This is a genomic window from Mycobacterium conspicuum, from assembly GCF_010730195.1.
In the GTDB taxonomy this organism is placed as follows: Bacteria; Actinomycetota; Actinomycetes; order Mycobacteriales; family Mycobacteriaceae; genus Mycobacterium; species Mycobacterium conspicuum.
In genome coordinates this window covers 4,979,027-4,995,707 of the sequence record NZ_AP022613.1, presented here as the reverse complement: position 1 = coordinate 4,995,707, position 16,681 = coordinate 4,979,027, and the positions used below count along the sequence as shown (strand labels likewise).

14 protein-coding genes are annotated in these 16,681 nt (G+C 61.9%); all 14 read right to left on the bottom strand.

Annotation, left to right across the window (positions count from 1 at the left end):
- Nucleotides 1–93: 93 nt before the first annotated feature.
- The 14 genes from G6N66_RS22805 to G6N66_RS22740 all read right to left on the bottom strand — a co-directional run bounded on the left by G6N66_RS22805 (nucleotide 94) and on the right by G6N66_RS22740 (nucleotide 16,649).
- Complete coding sequence (locus G6N66_RS22805) at nucleotides 94–1,032, bottom strand: NAD(P)-dependent oxidoreductase (protein WP_085234585.1); 939 nt, start codon at nucleotides 1,030–1,032, stop codon at nucleotides 94–96.
- Nucleotides 1,033–1,042: 10 nt separating this feature from the next.
- On the bottom strand, nucleotides 1,043–1,423 hold the full coding sequence (locus G6N66_RS22800; protein ID WP_085234584.1) for a carboxymuconolactone decarboxylase family protein: 381 nt from the start codon (nucleotides 1,421–1,423) through the stop codon (nucleotides 1,043–1,045).
- A 239-nt stretch (nucleotides 1,424–1,662) separates the two neighbouring features.
- On the bottom strand, nucleotides 1,663–3,294 hold the full coding sequence (locus G6N66_RS22795) for a PPE family protein (protein WP_085234842.1): 1,632 nt from the start codon (nucleotides 3,292–3,294) through the stop codon (nucleotides 1,663–1,665).
- Between the two features lie 193 nt (nucleotides 3,295–3,487).
- Complete coding sequence (locus G6N66_RS22790) at nucleotides 3,488–5,029, bottom strand: AMP-binding protein (RefSeq protein WP_085234583.1); 1,542 nt, start codon at nucleotides 5,027–5,029, stop codon at nucleotides 3,488–3,490.
- A 26-nt stretch (nucleotides 5,030–5,055) separates the two neighbouring features.
- Nucleotides 5,056–6,510, bottom strand: coding sequence for an aldehyde dehydrogenase family protein (locus tag G6N66_RS22785; RefSeq protein WP_085234582.1), 1,455 nt, complete (start codon nucleotides 6,508–6,510; stop codon nucleotides 5,056–5,058).
- A 44-nt stretch (nucleotides 6,511–6,554) separates the two neighbouring features.
- Nucleotides 6,555–7,511 carry a TIGR03564 family F420-dependent LLM class oxidoreductase gene (locus G6N66_RS22780; RefSeq protein WP_085234581.1) on the bottom strand — a complete coding sequence of 319 codons (957 nt, stop codon included), beginning with the start codon at nucleotides 7,509–7,511 and terminating at the stop codon, nucleotides 6,555–6,557.
- Nucleotides 7,512–7,569: 58 nt separating this feature from the next.
- Nucleotides 7,570–8,988, bottom strand: coding sequence for an acyl-CoA reductase (locus G6N66_RS22775; RefSeq protein WP_085234580.1), 1,419 nt, complete (start codon nucleotides 8,986–8,988; stop codon nucleotides 7,570–7,572).
- A complete protein-coding gene (locus G6N66_RS22770; RefSeq protein ID WP_232079396.1) occupies nucleotides 8,985–10,328 on the bottom strand; it encodes a hypothetical protein in 1,344 nt (447 codons plus the stop codon). The genes G6N66_RS22775 and G6N66_RS22770 overlap by 4 nt, the downstream gene beginning before the upstream one ends.
- 186 nt (nucleotides 10,329–10,514) lie before the next feature.
- A complete protein-coding gene (locus G6N66_RS22765; protein WP_085234578.1) occupies nucleotides 10,515–10,979 on the bottom strand; it encodes a hypothetical protein in 465 nt (154 codons plus the stop codon).
- A 12-nt stretch (nucleotides 10,980–10,991) separates the two neighbouring features.
- Entirely contained in the window at nucleotides 10,992–11,729 is a 738-nt protein-coding gene (locus G6N66_RS22760) for a hypothetical protein (RefSeq protein WP_085234577.1), read from the bottom strand.
- Between the two features lie 228 nt (nucleotides 11,730–11,957).
- Nucleotides 11,958–12,809 (bottom strand): IS21-like element helper ATPase IstB, encoded by an 852-nt coding sequence (istB, locus tag G6N66_RS22755; RefSeq protein WP_085235809.1) that lies wholly within the window; start codon nucleotides 12,807–12,809, stop codon nucleotides 11,958–11,960.
- The gene (locus tag G6N66_RS22750; protein ID WP_085235808.1) at nucleotides 12,806–14,167 is read right to left on the bottom strand and encodes a Mu transposase domain-containing protein; all 1,362 of its coding nucleotides are present in this window, start codon (nucleotides 14,165–14,167) and stop codon (nucleotides 12,806–12,808) included. The genes istB and G6N66_RS22750 overlap by 4 nt, the downstream gene beginning before the upstream one ends.
- Nucleotides 14,168–14,288: 121 nt before the next feature.
- On the bottom strand, nucleotides 14,289–15,095 hold the full coding sequence (locus G6N66_RS22745; RefSeq protein WP_085234947.1) for a CbbQ/NirQ/NorQ/GpvN family protein: 807 nt from the start codon (nucleotides 15,093–15,095) through the stop codon (nucleotides 14,289–14,291).
- Between the two features lie 21 nt (nucleotides 15,096–15,116).
- Nucleotides 15,117–16,649, bottom strand: coding sequence for a nitric oxide reductase activation protein NorD (locus G6N66_RS22740; protein ID WP_085235020.1), 1,533 nt, complete (start codon nucleotides 16,647–16,649; stop codon nucleotides 15,117–15,119).
- Nucleotides 16,650–16,681: the final 32 nt, after the last annotated feature.

The window sequence follows — 16,681 nt, the reverse complement described above, 5'->3', positions numbered from 1 at the left end:
GGTAAGCGTTTCGGTTAGCAATCTGCCCTGGTAGAAACCAACTTTTAAGCATTTTGAATAATTGTCTTCTTCGATAAGTATAATAACATTCTCCTACTTGTCGGTGGCGCCGCTGCCGCTGGACTGCAGATTGCCCCGGGGTTGGGCATTGGCACCCACGACCACCCCCGCGGCCTTTTCCAGCGGCTTGATCACCGACGTGAAATCGGAATCGGGGCCTTCGTCGCGCGCGGCGATGTCCCAGAGTCGGCTGATCGTTTCGGCGACGTCGATGGGAACCCCGAGCGCCTTGGCTTCGTCGAGGTAGAGGTGCACATCCTTGACCATCAATCCGGTGGCGAACCCGTAATCGAAACTGCGCGGCAGGATTGCCCGCGGGAACTTGTCGCGGCTGGCGCTCGTGCCGCCCGAGCCGGCGTTGAGGACCTCGATCATCACGCCGGGGTCCAACCCGGCCTTGACGCCCATCACGACGACCTCCGACGTCGCCGCCAGGACGTTGGCCGCCAGGATGTTGTTGGCGAGCTTCATCGTCTGCGCGGAACCGGGCTGTTCGCCGATGAAGAATGGCCGGCCCAACTGCTCGAGTGCGCTGCGGACCCGGTCGAATTCGTCGCGTGGGCCGGACGCCATCACCGCGAGCGCTCCCTTTTCCGCTCCGCCGGCCCCGCCGCTGACCGGGCAGTCGATTCGGGTGATGTTCCGCTGGGCAAGAAGGTCATGGATTCGCACCGCCATCTGGCTGCCGACGGTGGATAGGTCGACGTAGCGCTTGACCCGCGACCCCTCGATCACGCCGCCGGCCCCGGTTGCCACCTCTAGCGACACCTGCGGCGTCGGCAGGCTGACCATGACCGTTTCGACGCGATCGGCGACTTCTTTGGACGACGCCGCGGACTGCGCCCCGAGGGCGACCATGCGCTCGACCGCTTCGGCGCGCGTGTCGAACACGACGACCTGGTGATCGCCCTGGACGAGGCGCCGTGCCATGGGAAAACCCATGTTGCCCAGGCCAATAAATCCGATCTCCACGGTGATCCGCCTAGCGCTCGTCGAGTTCGGCGAACACTTCACGAGCCAGGCGGAAACTGTCGACCGCCGTAGGCACGCCAGCATAGATGGCCACCTGTAGGAAGATCTCGCGAATTTCGTCGCGGGTGACGCCGTTCGTCAACGCCGCTTTGATGTGGGTGCGTAATTCGTTGGGGCGGTTGAGGATCGGAATCATCGCCAGGTTGAGCATGCTGCGCGTCTTGCGCGGCAGCTCCTCGCGGCCCCACACCGCGCCCCAGCAGTACTCGGTGACCAAATCCTGCAGCGGCTTGGAGAAGTCGTCGGCGTCGGCCAAGGCTTTGTTGACGTAGGCCTCACCCAACACCGCGGAGCGGACTTCAAGACCCCGCTGATACGTTTCGCGATCCAACTCGCTCTTCCCTCTCTATTATAGCTATCATTATGAACTTAACTCCGCCGTCTTCGCAACCGAGGACCTGGCGTGGCCCTCACCATCTTTGCCTTTGCCATAGCCGAGGATTTCAAAAACCGTCGAACGGCAACTCCACGTGGGCAGCCTCGTAGGCGTTGACGACGACCTGCCCGGCGCCCTGCATGCGGCGCGTGCGCGTTCAGGAAACCGCGAAGACCGCGCGGTTCAAGCCGCAGTTAGATCCCGAGTTCCTTATAAATTTGCGAGAGGTAGCGGCCGCCGTCTGGGCTTAGCAGAACCCAGTCGTGGATTTCGCCGGAATGTAGTACGAAGCTGATCGGGGCTCCCAGGGTTGCGGCTTCTTGGTCGAGCACGACCACGTCGGGTCCCATTGAATCCAACGAACCCGTGTAGACATAGGTCGGCGGGAGACCTTTGAGGGATCCATACAGTGGACTCACCAGAGGGTCGGTCATGGGGAGATTGCCTGCCCACTCCTCGCCGACCGGCGCTCCGATCCCGTTCCCGACATTGAGCAGGGGATCGTGCACGAACGCAATGTTTGGATTGTTCAAAGCCATGTTTAGTACTGGAGACAGTAGAACCATCGACGCTGGCACCGTTTCATTGTTGGCTACCAGGTATTCGACTGCCGCCATGACAATGTTGCCGCCTGCGGAATCGCCGTACACGCTTACGTTGGAGGCACCGTGCTCGGCGATCTCCATCGAAATGAGCCCAGCCATTTCGGGTACAACTGTGCCGGCGGTTCCTCCTTGTTGGATCAACGGGTAGATCGGCACCTCAATGGTTGCGCCGGTCTGATGAGCCATTTGTGCGTAATCGAGCCAATGGAAGATCGTCGGACCAACGACAAAGCCGCCACCGTGCACGGCGACCACATAGTGGCCGGATGGATGAGCGGGCGTGATCTGGACGACGGTCATCCCGTCATATGTTGTCTGCTGCACCGTTTCTCCGAACAGGAACGTCAAATACCTTGGCGCGGTGTTGCTGACGAACGGCGATACCAACGCCGACAGCACCGGATTGCTGCTAAACACCGGCGCGATCTGGGTGGTGAGGTCGAGTCCGAAGACGCCGGTGATGACAGTCTTGGCCGCCCACAACTGTGCGACTTCGATTCTGTTCGCCAGCGACGGTGCCCCGACGAACGTCGGATTTAATGTGGCCGGGACCGGGGGAGTGGCCGGAGACCCGAAAAGATAGGTAGCGACTCTGTCGACGAATGCGTTCGTAGCGGTGGCCGCTGGCCTGGCCAGCTGCCGAAACCCCTGCTGCACAGCGCCCGCTGCGCCGGCGATGGCCTTGACGTTCTGGCCTGTTAGCCCGTGGAGGATTTCGAGAGGGCTTTGCCAAGAACCTAACTGGGCGACGGCCGCCGACGCCCGGATGTGGTAGCCGGCTATCACGCTCACGTCCTGTGCCCACATTTGCTCGTAGGCCGCTTCGGCCGCGGCGATCGCGGGAGCGTTCTGTCCGAATAGGTTTGAGCGCACCAGCGAGGCGAGTTGGCCCCGGTTGGCCGACACTAGTTCAGGGTGCACTATTGCCCCAAGGGCATTTTCAAAGGCGGCGGCGGCTGCCCTGGCCTGGTTCGCTGACTGCTCCGCTTGGATGGCTGCCGAATCCAACCAACTCTTGTACGGGGCGGCCGCTTCTTTCATCGAGATCGAAGACGGACCCCGCCAAATTTCGATCGCCAAGTCCGAAGTTACCGAGCTGAATTTACTTGCTGCGGAGCTTAACTCGGTGCTGATGCCGTTCCAAGCCGCGGCCGCTTCCAGGATCGGATCAGCCCCGGGTCCTTCCAACATCTGTGCCGAATTAACCTCTGGGGGCAACATCGAGAAATGCAACATTGACTCCGCTCATGAGGGCCGGCGCGCCTAGAAGGCCGGTCCGGCTGTGCCGGCGCTGACCTCGCATAAGTATACTGCAAAGTATATTAAATGGAAGAGTAAAGGCCTAGTTTGGTATTGATGCCCGGAGGGTGACGATCGCACACCGAGGTTGACCCCCTCGAGATTCGACCGCTCCTCAAAGCAGCTGCTCGGCGGCAATGGCCTTGCGCAGCAAATGCTTTTGAACCTTGCCACTAGCTGTGCGCGGGTAGTCGTCGACCTCGTACAGTTCCTCTGGCCACTTCTGCCTGGCGATCCCGAGTCGGTCGAAGTGTCTGCGGGTCTGTTGCAACGTAGGCATCACATGGCCGTGCTTCACTCGTAACACGGCCGCGGCACGCTCGCCCAGGCGGCGATCGGGTATCGCCACGACGGCTGCTTCGGCTATCGCAGGCATGGTCAGCAACGCCTCCTCGACTTCGAGTGCACTGACATTCTCGCCGGCCCGAATGATGAAGTCGGCTTTACGGTCCGTAATGGTCAGGTAGCCATCATCGTCAATGACGCCCACATCACCGGTGCGATACCATCCGTCGACGTCGAAGACGCTTCGTGTCAACGCATCGTCGGTGTAACCAAGACACAGATCCGGTCCGCGGCTGTAGATTTCACCGTCGGACGCTAGTCGGATCTCCACTCCTGGCTCCGGTTTGCCATCGGTGAACAACCGTTTGTCTTCGGCTGCGGTATATGGCGAACGAGTGATCGACGGATGTTCGGTGCTGCCGTAGGCACGGAACACGATGATGCCAAGATCTGTCAGCCGTTGCGTCACGGCTGTTGGCACCGCTGACCCGCCGAGCCCGGCGTATTTCAGGTGTTGCAGGTACTCGGGCTGGAAGTCGGGGTGGTCGAGCAAGCTCGTAATGAAATAGGGTGGGCCGCCACCGACCGTAAGTCCGTGACCACGCATCAGTTCCAGCACGTGGGCTGGATCCCAAATGTCTGCGAGATTTACCGGCGTGCCCTCGAGCACAGGAAGCAGAAACGCGTTGATCATGCCGATGAAATGTCCAACGGGTGCCACGGTGAGCTGGTTACCACGGTCTGGCGGCAACCCTTCGGCGAATTGTCTTGCCTCGCAGCAGAGTGTCTGATGGCTGTGGATCACGCCTTTGGGGTCACTGGTCGTGCCCGATGTAAAGGCGATCAATGCCGGATTTCGCGGATCGGTGGGGATGCTGCCTAGCATCGGATCCGGCGCAAGTAGCTCGTCGAAGTCACGCCCTACCAGTCCGACGATCGGTACTTTCGAACACAAGTCGCGTTGATACGTCATCCGCCCGAATTGCTCGGCACTGATGAAGACCCGCGGTCTTACCGTCGTCAGAATATGTTCTAATTCCTTACGGCCGTAGAAGTGCACGATCGGCACCACAACCGCACCGAGCAGTGCAGAGGCCCAGAAGCTTACAGCTGCCTCCATCCAGTTGGGCAATTGGAACGCTATTGCGTCTCCGGGGCCGACGCCACGTGCCCGCAGCCCGGCTGCGAGCCTGCGGGCGGTTCGCTCGACGTTGGAGAAAGTTCCCAACCAAGGCCGCGTGGACGAGTGAACCTGAAACTCGATATCGGGATGGGTTTGAAGACCGTGGGCCAGCAGTTGTCCTACGGTGTCCTGGGTCCACCAGCCCTCTTGCTCGTAACGGTTGGCGAGATCGATCGGGATGTTTCGCATTGTCCGATAGCAGTTTCGATGGTGTGCTACAGCTGTGCGTATACCGTCTTGTTTTGCATGTACCCTTCGATGCCGTCCCTGCCATTCTCATAACCCCACCCCGATTGCTTGTGGCCGCCCATGGGCAAATTCGGGTCCCAGATCATCTGGCAATTCAACGTGACGGTTCCCGCTTGGAGTCGCTTGGCCAGGCGATGAGCGCGTCCAATATCACGTGTCCAGGCGGTGGCCGCGAGGCCATAGACGGTGTCGTTGGCCATGGCTACAACTTCGTCGTCGTCGTCGAAAGGTATGACCGCGACGACCGGGCCGAAGATCTCTTGTTGGCACAGCCGCCCCCCGTGCTCCACTTCGGTGAGCACCGTGGGGTGGACGAAGTATCCGCGCCGGTCAAGTCGATGCCCGCCCGTGACGACGTGCACGCCGTCGCGCTTGCCCTCGTCGATGAAGCCCATGACTCGAGTGAGCTGCCTCGCACTGATGAGCGGGCCGATATGGACGTCTTCTTCCTTCGGACCGCCCAACCGGACCGACTTGGCCACCAGTGCAATACCTTCGACGACCTGGTCGAGTACACCGCGCTGGACAAAGATTCGGGATCCGGCAATGCAAGCCTGTCCCGAGTGCACGAAGACTCCCATCGCCGCGGTCGGTATGGCCACGCTCAAGTCGGCATCGTCGTAAATCAGCACGGGAGACTTGCCGCCGAGCTCCAGCATTACCCGCTTCAGGTTGCCGCCGGCCGCCTGCACGATCTCCTTGCCAACCTCGGTCGAGCCGGTGAATGCGATCTTGTCGACATCGGGATGCGCTGCCAGCGCCGCGCCAGCGGTATGGCCGTAGCCAGTTACCAGGTTTGCCACGCCTTCGGGGACACCGGCTTCGGCCAAGATCTTGTCCAGCAACAATGCTGACAATGGTGTCTCCTCGGCAGGCTTCACGATGCAACTGCAGCCCGCTGCAAGGGCAGGGGCGAGCTTCGCGGCAGCGTTGAAAGCCGGTCCGTTCCACGGAAAGATGAGACCCACCACGCCGATGGGTTCTTTGAGGGTGTAGGCGTGCAGATTGGAGTGGGCACCGGTGATGCCACCGGTCATCTGTACATCGTGAGCCATGCCGCTCACCTTTGTGCACCAACCGGCGTAGTAGCGGAAGAACTCGGCCGCGGTAGACATAATGATCTGGGCCTGGTTAAACGGCATACCAGTGTTGAGTGAATCAATTTCCGCCAGTTCGGTGGCGTGATCTTCAATCAAATCCGCAATGCGCCAAAGCACCTTTGCCCGCTCATTTCCGGGCTTGACGCGCCAGACACCTGACTCGAACGTAGCCCGCGCCCGAGCGACGGCTTCTTGCACTGCGTCGGCGCCGCCATCGGAAAATTCCGTGATCACCTCTTCGGTCACGGGATCGACGATTGGAATGACGTCGCCTGTGCCGGGGCGATTGCGTATACCGTCAAGTACGGTCTGTAGCGTCATGACGAATCCCTTCTTGAAACTCCTTGGTTGTAAATCACTTTCGCTCACCGCACTTCAGCACTGAGCGCGGCGATCACGTCTCGCGTCTGTCGTTTCGAGGCGATCAATTCGTCCCGGTTTGCGCCAATGGGCAGGATGCGCACGGATAGGTCCGTGACGCCGGCATCGGCGAAGCGTTGGAACCTTTTGAGGATCGCGTCGTCGTCACCGGCCGCAAGGAGATCACCTACGTTTCGTGCGTCGCCCTTTTCCATGAGGCGCTGATAATTCGGCGAGGTTTTGGCCTCGGCGAGAATCCGATTGGCGCGTTCTCGCGCAGTCACCACTTCCGTTGAACTGCAGGCACATACAGGTAGTCCTGCGACAATGCGCGGCGCGGGGCGCCCGGCATCGCCAGCTGCCTTGGTGATCTTCGGTAGGACGTGCTCGCCGATAGCACGCTCGTCCGCCATCCATAGAACGGTGCCGTCGGCGCGCTCGCCGGCTAATCGCAGCATCACGGGGCCAAGCGCGGATACCAGGACGGGTAGGGGAGAGACGGGCTCGAGGTCCAGTGGGTTGTGTACTCGGAATTCATCGTTCTCGACATCGACGGACGTTGCTCCGGTCACGGCGGCGCTCAAGACTTCAAGATAGTTTCGGGTGTATGCGGCCGGTCGTTCATATGCCAGCCCGAGCATGTCGCGCACTATCCAGTGGTGCGACGGGCCGACGCCCAGGGCTAGTCGTCCGCCGATAGCGGCTTGTGCGGATAATGCCTGACGAGCCAAAGCAATTGGGTGCTGGATCTGCAAAGGAATGACAGCGGTCAAAAATTCGATCCGCGATGTGCGAGCGCCCATCATTGTCACGGCTACCAGCGCGTCGAAATCGGAGGGAACCTGCGGAACCCATACCGTGTCGAGCCCTGCTTCCTCCGCCCATACGACCTCGTCGAGCATTCTGGTTACCTTGCGCCCCGAGTCACCTCGCTCGGCGCCGATCATTATTCCGACGCGCACTATCTACCGCGCGATCACAAGTCGACGCTCGCGCAGGCTTGAAACGCCGGTTCCGTGGCTAAGCGAGCGGCGCGTCGGTAGCTGTGACGTCGTCATCGGCCATCCAGTGAACGAGTCGTTGCAGCGGGTACATCGCGTCGTGTGGGCTGCCCAGCGCATGCAGGTCGGCGGTGCCCAACCGGCATAAACGCTGTGCTCCGGCGACGGCCAGCCGATCTCGCAGCATGGCTTTTCGCTCGAACGGATAGACACCGATGGTTTGGGTAGCGACGTTCACGTAGCGCACGGCGTCATCCAGAGAGTCGACCATCACAACGTTCGACGTCTTATTAGAGGGGTGAAAGTTCACCGGGCTGTCCGACAGGATCACCATGCCGCTTCCGTCGAAGCGCCCCCACGTCTTGAGTTCGCCCATGGCTGACATGATTTCGACTTCTTCGCGCACTTCTGAGGGCGGGGGTAGGGCCTTGGCCGATGCGTGTTGCCGATCCGCGCCAAGCCGATCCAGCAGCTTCGCGCAGAACGCTTCGACCTCAGCGCGGTCGCCTTCGATGAAGGCAAAGCGGCTGGCCAGGCAGGCCTCCTGGTTAAACACCGTGGTGTCGGCAGCCAACCGCTCCGCGACGTCGTCCATTACCTCGTCGGAGGCCAAGGCTTCGCGCCCGATCAGGGAGATCGATGACTTGGGGTCAAAGGACACCAGCTGGATCCCGGGGCCTAGATATTTGATGACGTTGTTGATTGCCGGTCCGCCGCCCCACGCGACGATCTTGTCGAAATATTGTGGGCGATAAAGTGTCCGCTCAATCGTCTCGTCGCCACCGGGCCAGTACACCGCTGTCATGGAACGGACCACGGGGTGCGACGGGTCGACGTCTGCCATGGTGCGCAACACCGCGACCGTAGTGAATGGATCGCTGGAGGGCATCTTAAACAGGTTGACGGCTTTGACGAGCGCGCCCTGGGCGATCGAAGCGATGCAGCCGGCGGGCGCGTTGCCGGCGAGCATGTGCACGATCCGCGAAGGGAAAGCGCGCACCGCCAGCTTGCTGCCGTAAGGATCGACCCGTTCGACCCAGCCGTCGAGTGCTTCGCGGTTGGCAAAGTTCGAATCGACCATGCTTTCCAACAGTTGCCGGTTGAGGTAGTACGGCGCCTCGCGATACAGGTTCTCCACCACGCGCCGCGGCAGGGGGTTCGTCGCAGCGATGTATTCCAGGCAGTCCTGGAGGTACGGGTTGCGCTCTAGATGCAGACACTCGCCGACCTCGACCAGAAAGTCGATGATCTCCGTTAGTTTCACATCGAGCAGCGGTGGCAGTTCCGAACGGGGCATCACGATGTCGTCGAGGTCGATGGCCGGAGTGGTGAAATCGGCCCCAAGGTCGCGCGACCGATGACGGACCGCGTCACCTTCGATCAGGGCACCCTGAACAAAGTGCGGCGCCGAAAGAGCGTGTGATTCGGCAGTTGTCATGACACACCTCGCACATATGCGTCGATACTGCCGGCACAGCTGATCTTGTCTCCGTCGGGAAGGTCGGCAAAACGGAGGATGTCGCGGGCAACGGTGGGACCCTGGTGTCCGCACCTACACTTGCCGAAACTCACCGAGACCTTGTCACCGGTAATGATGCCGCCCCAATGGCCTTCGATCGACAGATCCATGAACGCTGCCCGCGCCTCGATTTCGCCGTTGCCCGGGTCCAGCCACTGTTCGCCGCTGACGTCTAGCGGCAGGATAATCACCCACGGGGAGATGTGATAGCGGCCTTCATGGCACAGCGGGAACGTCGCGTTGATCTCACGCATGCTGTAGGTGTGATACATGCGATGTTCGGGAACGTTGAACGTCTCGAGGATGTATTCGCGGTAGTCCTCAGGCAGCACCAAGCCCTTGAGGCCGCCAGCGACAAACATCGCGTTGCCCGGGTGGAAGTCCTTGCCGCTATAGCCTTTTGCGCGAACGGCTTCCGCGATGGGGAACAGCTGACCGTACATTCCGCTGACCATGATCGGACGATTGCGCGCTTCGATCAGAGCGTCGACTGCCTTCTCCGTTGATGCGGCCATGTCGCCCCCCCGCTGGGCGGCCATCTTTTCAAACTCCGCCAGCTCTGATGGTCGGGCCGTGCCGTCGGCGATCTTCCGCCGTAGCACGATCATTTCCACCATCGAACCCACAGTGATCGGTTCGGAGCCGAATTGGAAAGCCTCGACGTGAGGAGCGATCGTCGCGATCATGGCGTCTTTAATGGCGTTCTCTCGTGGCGCCGCGAACTGTGGACCGATCCCGAAGAACTTCCTGTCTTCGCTGGGCTCGAGTTCCAGCCCCCAGACGATGCCTGCGGCGTTGGCTCTGGCCGAGAAATCGATGTCACTCTCGGTGCCACTCATGATCGCGGGCTTTCCGGTGGTGCCGCTAGAGCAGGACAGGTAGTGGCCGACGCTCTCCATCTGCTTGATCCAGCCGTCGAGAGTCTCCACGCCAGCGAAATCGACGCCTTCGACCGGACGTGCTGCAACCGCGTTGAGCCATCTGGTCATACGGTCCCACTGACCCTCCGTCAGCCAGTTCTCTGAATAACTCTTGTAGGCAGTATGGGCAAAAAGTAATGGGACCAGGTCTGCCGGCTGCTTGACCTCACGCGCTTGGCTGGATTCGACGCGATTCTTGAGCAGCCCGATCGTCTGGACTTGGCTTTCCAGCCGCTCGTTGGCCGCCTCTATTTGGAGCGGCAATAGCTCCTCGGGTGCGACGTCGTAGCAATCGTCCCTCCCCACGATATCCATGAGGCGCGCAACTGCCGATGCCATTTGGTACTCCTCTTCGTCATAACAACACTTTGCCCAGGGCGGGCCGCGGGCCGCAGTGGCGCGGCGTCGTTTCTACAAATCGGCTACCCGCATCAGCTAAGTAAACGCCACCGTATACTTTGGGTCAAGGCGGAGCGGCCGCCGCGGGCTTGGTGCGATTCCGCCTCGGCGGCCTCGTCAACAGTTTCACGGATGCGGAGTGGAGCCGTTCTGTTGCGCGGCATGCTGGCGGGCGATGCGTTGGTCGTGAATCCTTACCAGTTCGCGGAAACCGAGCCGCGGATAGAGCGGCTTGGGCTGGACTCCCCACTGATCTTGGGCGGTGTTGATACCTGCTCCCTCGGGCGCGCCGCCCCATGGTGGGCCGGGGAACGGGTAGGGGTACTTGCACTCCAGCGACTCGTTGCTGTAGCGCACCTTCATGAGCTCACTGCATATTTCGGTAAATGACAGAGTCGGGTAGCCGAACCAGATCGCCAGGAACGGCAGTGTGAAGGCGCCTTCAAGGACGAGACCGAATAAGCACACCATGATCCCGCGCTGAAGTAACTTGTGCAGGCGTGCAGTTTCTTTCGTAGTTCCAAGGGGTAGGTCCTCGGTTGCTGATTCGTCGGTTTTCGATGATTGCTCGTTGGTGCTCGACTTGGCCATTGTGGGATCTCCTTAGTCCGAGAAGATTTCGCGGTTGACGGTGTGTAGATACGGGATCGCCAAGAATGGTGTGATGTACATGATGTCGTAGATCCACCACCCGATCACCGGGAAAACGGTTCCGGTGTAACGAAGGTCGGCGAACACCGTCATGTTCATGACGTAACCGACCCAGATCACGACGCCGAACCAGCAGGTGATGATTAGCCACTGGTATCCCCAGCGCTTCATCTGCAGGAACGCGATCGACGAGGCGATCCGCATCGGGAATACAACGAGAACCAGCGCCACCTCCCAGCTCTTCTCGCCGGGTGCGCTCGCGCCGCCGATCCACAGCTGGTTGTAGTGCCAGAAGTAGCCCATGTCGAAGGCGTTGCCCCATGCGGTGTAGAGCACGCGGTAGATCAGCGAGTGGTTGCCCACCAAATCCAAGATCCAACCCTGCAGGTTGAGCCCGGCATCAAGGATGACGAGGTAGCCGATCAAGGTAACCATGATGGGGCGAACCGAAAGGCCCGCCTTTGTAGCCATTTGGAGCTTGCGCAGGCCCCATAGGAACAAGGGCAGTCCGAAGATGCCGGCGGCGTTGGTGCCCATCAGCAATGTTCCTGCGATGAGCCACTTGTCGGCCGACCATTGGGCCTTGCGACTTTCTTCGTGTTGATCGTCAAGGGTGTGCAGGCCGCCGTCACTGGCTGGTGCGATGGCGGTCTTGCGATTGCCCGAGCGGTTGATCAAAGGCAGATTCATGGTGTCTCCTACCAGTTGCGGGTCGCGTACATGTACATCTGGATGCCGAATTGCAATGCCAGGTAGCCGTAGATGAAGATCTGGAAGACCATCAGCGCCCGTCGTCGCTTCTTGTCGCTCTCATTCATCGTTGAGGTGCTCCTCTCCTTGTGGGATCAAGTGATTGTGACGGCGCTCATCGAAAATCCCCGGCTGTGCTCGCCGAAATTCCTCACCTGTGAGCAGCGGTCAGTGTAGTTGTTGGCGGGTGCCGGTGGTGGTTCGGCGCAGGGTTTCTGCGGCGGCGTGGTGGTCACGTAGCCGGTAGGACTCTCCGTCGAGGTTGATGACCACGGAGCGGTGCAGCAGGCGGTCGAGCATGGCAGCGGCCACGGTGGTGTCGCCGAGGATCTCTCCCCAGGCTCCCACGCCGCGGTTGGTGGTGATGACGATGCTGGTCTTTAAATACCGTTGGGAGACAACCTGAAACAACGCCGAAGCGGCCTCGGCGGGCAGTGGAAGGTAGCCGAGTTCATCGATCACCAGCAGCGTCGGGCCGGCGAAGAAGCGCATGGTGGTGGCCCAGCGTCCCTCGATGGCGGCGCGGTGGCAGCGGGCGGCCAGATCGGCGGCGGTGGTGAAGTACGTCCGGTAGCCGGCATGTGCTGCGGCCCTGGCCAATCCGACCGACAGGTGTGTTTTTCCAGTACCCGGTGGGCCGATGAGCAGGATGTTGGTCGCTGATTCCAGATAGCGGCAGGTGCCCAGCTCGTCGATGAGCTTGCGGTCGATCCCGGCGGCAGCATCGACGTCGAAGTCGGCCAGGGTGGCTGGGGTGGGCAAGCAGGCGAACCGAAGCCGTCCGGCCAGTCGGCGGGCGGTGGAGGCTTCGACCTCGACGGCCAGCAGCCGCTCCAAGGCAACGGTCAGCGACAGCCCGTCGGCGGTGGCCTGGTCGAGCACGGCAGGTAGGGCTTCAGCGGCCGCGGCCAGTTTGAGTTCGGCCAGATGCGAGCGTAGCTGCTGATAGCGGCTCGCCGCCGCCGACAGCGATTCCTCGGTTGTGGTGGTGGTCTTACCGGTGCGCGGTGTGGGGGTCATTGGATGGTCCTGTTCTGGGCGGCCCGCTCGTAAGCGGACAGATCGATGACGGTGGAATTGGTTGACGGAGTGGATGTTTCAATTGCGGTGACGGATGGCTGATTGATCGCAAGCAGTTGCGCGGCAGCGGCTTTGGCCGCCGGGCCGGGTGGGATGCGTTCCTTGCGGCGGTGCGCCCGTCCGGTGGTCGCGGTGGCGATCGCCGCGGCATCCAGCGCGATGACGTGGCCGTTGTCGCGCACCATGACGCCGAGCCCGTCGGCGGCCATCCGGTGCCTGGCAACCACGATCCCACTGGCGGTGGCGATGTCGCAGAACTGACCGCCGACCGGATGCGACACCACCACGTTGGCGGCGGCCAGCTCCGGGGGCACCGAGTAGCGGTTACCGCGGTAGGACACCATCGCTTGGCGCGATGCGGTGCGGGCCTCGGAAACGATCACCGGATACGCCTGCGCCGGTATTGGTTGTAGTGGCTCCGTTTCGGCCACCACGGCGACCGAGGAGCGGCCATCAGCGGTGGCCCGCAGCCTCGTGTCACCACGCACCCGGGCGAAGCGATCCAGGTTCGCCTGGGCCGCCTCGACGGTGACGTCGTCGGCCAGGGTGCGCCACCAGCGTTGCGCGGCGGTGTGATTGACCTTCTCCACCACGCCCTTGCGGTTGCCGCGCCGCGGCGGGCAGATCGCCACCGATACGCCGTAGTGCTTGGCCACCCCGGCGAACGAGGCGCTCACCCGGCCGCTACCGGGATCGCAGACCGTGGCCATCCGGTCGAACCGCCACACCCGCGAGACGCCGCCCAGACCGCGGGTGACGCGGTCCAGGCCGGCGACCAGGTGGGGTTGGTCCTCGCTCGGCGACAGATAGCCGCGCCACTTGCCCGAATGGGCCAACGAGCCGACCAGCAGGTGTGCGGTCTTGCCCCAGCCCCACGATTCCGGCGGATCGGGCAATTCCAGCCAGTCCCATTGAGTTTCATCACCCGGTGCATGGGGGATCACCGCGTTCGGGCGCTGCGTGGCCGTCCGGCACGCCTCACAGACGGGCCGCAGGTTCCGGGTCCGGATGTTGCGGGTCAGGCTCTGATACGACAGCCCGAACCCGAGGTCCTCGAGTTCGTCGAACAGGGTGCGGGCCCACAGGTGCGGGTCCTCGGTCAGCCTGGCGGTGACGTAGTCGATGAACGGATCGAACGGGTCCGGGTCGGGCCGGGCGCGGACCCCGGGCGCGCCGTCACCGGCCAGATACTTCCGGACCGTCTTGCGGTCGAAGCCGGTGTGGCGGGCGATCGCCGAGATCGACCAACCACGTTTGCGTAGGGCATGTACTTCCACATCGTCCTCCCATGTGAGCATGAGAAAGCGGGCCTCCTTCGGTGGAGCTACTGGCGTCAGACACCAGCAGCTTCGAGGGAGGCCCGCCCTTCTCGGCGGAGCCACACGGGTGGGGAATTTCGATGAGCGTCAGTGGGGAATTTCAGTGAGCGCGGTCAATTGATGTCTTAGCCGCAATCAGGCAGGCTGCCGCGGCTTCCCGCAGGCCCTCGGTGACTGCCCCGTCGGTCGACAGCGGCGCCAATACACAAGCTTCGACAGCCTCGACTTCGTCGGCGCCCGCGGCGATCAATTGGCCGGCTGTCACCAGTACGCGCGTCGACGGCGGCTCGAAATGGAAGACTTCGTCTGCTGTGCGGATCGTGGTTGCACACTTGACCAGCCGCTTGGCGATGGCGATGTCGATTGCCGCCTGGTGCACCAAGACTTCGGCCTCACGATCGGGTGGGAGATAGTCCATTGCGATGGTGACGAAGCGTTGGCGGAATGAGGGTTTGAGATCCTTCAGCGAGCTGCGGTAAGCCGGGTTATAAGAGGACACCAACATGAACGAATCTGGCGCCTTGACGACCTCGTCAGCTCGATCCAGGTAGAGAGTCCGCCGATGGTCAGTAAGCGAATGCAGAATCGCTAGCGAGTCGTGCCGGGCCTCGACTACCTCGTCGAGGTAACAGATTGCACCGGCCTTAACGGCGCGGGTCAGCGGCCCATCGTTCCACACGACGTCACCGCCGGTCACCATGAAGCGGCCAACCAGATCCGAGCTGGTCAAATCATCGTGGCAGCTGATGGTTACCACGGGACGGTTCAGCAGGTGCCCCATGTGCTCGACGAAACGCGTTTTGCCGCAACCGGTTGGGCCTGTCAGCATCACCGGTAGCCGTTGGGCGAAGGCTTGCTCGAACAGCGCTACTTCGTTGCCGTTGGTGTGGTAGAAGCCTGCCGTCATTTCACTCCTAGACATGGGCGCCTACGTCGCCACGAGTTCGCGGTGGACATGGGCCAGCACGTGGGGTAGTTCGTCGATGCGTCGGATCCGCTTTGACCTGCGCGGGCCGAACACCTCGGGTAGCGGGTCCACTCGGGTAGGACCGACGCCGATGTAGTAGGTGGCGATGCCGGCATCTTCGGCTTCCTCGACGGCGTGGGCCACATCAGCCCATGCGTATCGGCCCTCGTAGCCTTCGTCAGACATGAGGCCGTCGCCAATCACGATGAGGAGCCGTCGTTCCGTTGGCTGTCGCAGAAGCCGACTCGTCAAGTGCCGCAAGGGAGCTCCGAGCCTGGTGTAGCCACCCGTGGCTAGGCCCGCCCCACTCGGGACGACGAAGTGAGGTTCGTCGAAGTCCTTCAGGCAGCGCACTTCCACGCGATGCCGAGTGTTGCCGCTGAAAACGAATATGCCGTGGCGCTCTCGGGCGAGCTTCATTGCTTGCGACAGCGCATCGGCACAAGCCAATTCGAGGCGGAATATCCGCCCCTGGTGTACTCCCAGCGACGAGCTGCCGTCGAGCAGCAGTGCGGTGGTCACGTCCCGGAATCCGGGAAGCAGTTCTCGGAAGACGCGAGCTTCGGGGGAGTGGCCGCAGGTTCGGTCGACGTAATAGTCGACGTAGCGGTCGATGTCCACGCACGAACCGTCTTCCAGGCCGGTAGTCATCACCCGGTGCGTATGCTCCTCGAACCAGCGTCGGATGCCTGGAGATACCGGCGGGCAGGGCTGCCGAGGAGCTTGGTGTTTGCGCTCGAGAACAGCGACGTGGCGCGGCAGAAAACTAGCCGTCCACGCGTTCCATTCTGGATAGGGGATGCCGACACGCTGGTCGGGCCGGATCTCGATTTCGTCGTCCTCGGGTCGGCTGGGGGGTGGCAAGTTTGGGTTTCGCACGCCGCCGTCGCCTGCGACGGGCACCGAGTATCCGATCCTGTTGAAGGTTTTCTTCGAGCTCCAAGGCATCCGGCCGCGCATCCGTAAAGCGCGCGCCGACAGGCCGTTACGGCCTGGCGCTGATGCAGTCAATCGACCGAGTAACGGATAGCGGTTCAACTCTGTGCCGGAGCGGGCCAGCTCGATTGCAGCATCGAACATCGCTGGCCCGTCGAGGTTTCTCTTGATCGCGTCTAGGTCTACGAGGTGTCGTTGCAGTTCGGGGAGCAGCCCCGGCCACTGTGACGCAATCCAACCCAGTGCGACACGCCCTTCGACGATGGCCAGCGCCCGCATCTCCCGAGGGGCTAGCTCATGCAGGGCGTAACCGGCCAGCAGGTCCTTCGACGGTGCGCATTGGAGTGCGACCCCGCATGTCAAAGTCCGGCGAGTCCAATCCGGCGCCAGAGCCGGGTAGGGTACCTCGACGACGGTTTTGCCGGCATTCATGCCGAAGCTTCGCCGCTCACCCGATACCAAACGCACGCCGTGCCGCCGGCCTTGCGACAGCGCGACAGCCAATAGGGCACAACGGCGCTCGACGACGAGCGCGGGCGCAGTGACAGGCTTGGTCATCACCGCTGCCAATCGCGTCTAGTGCTGCGAGT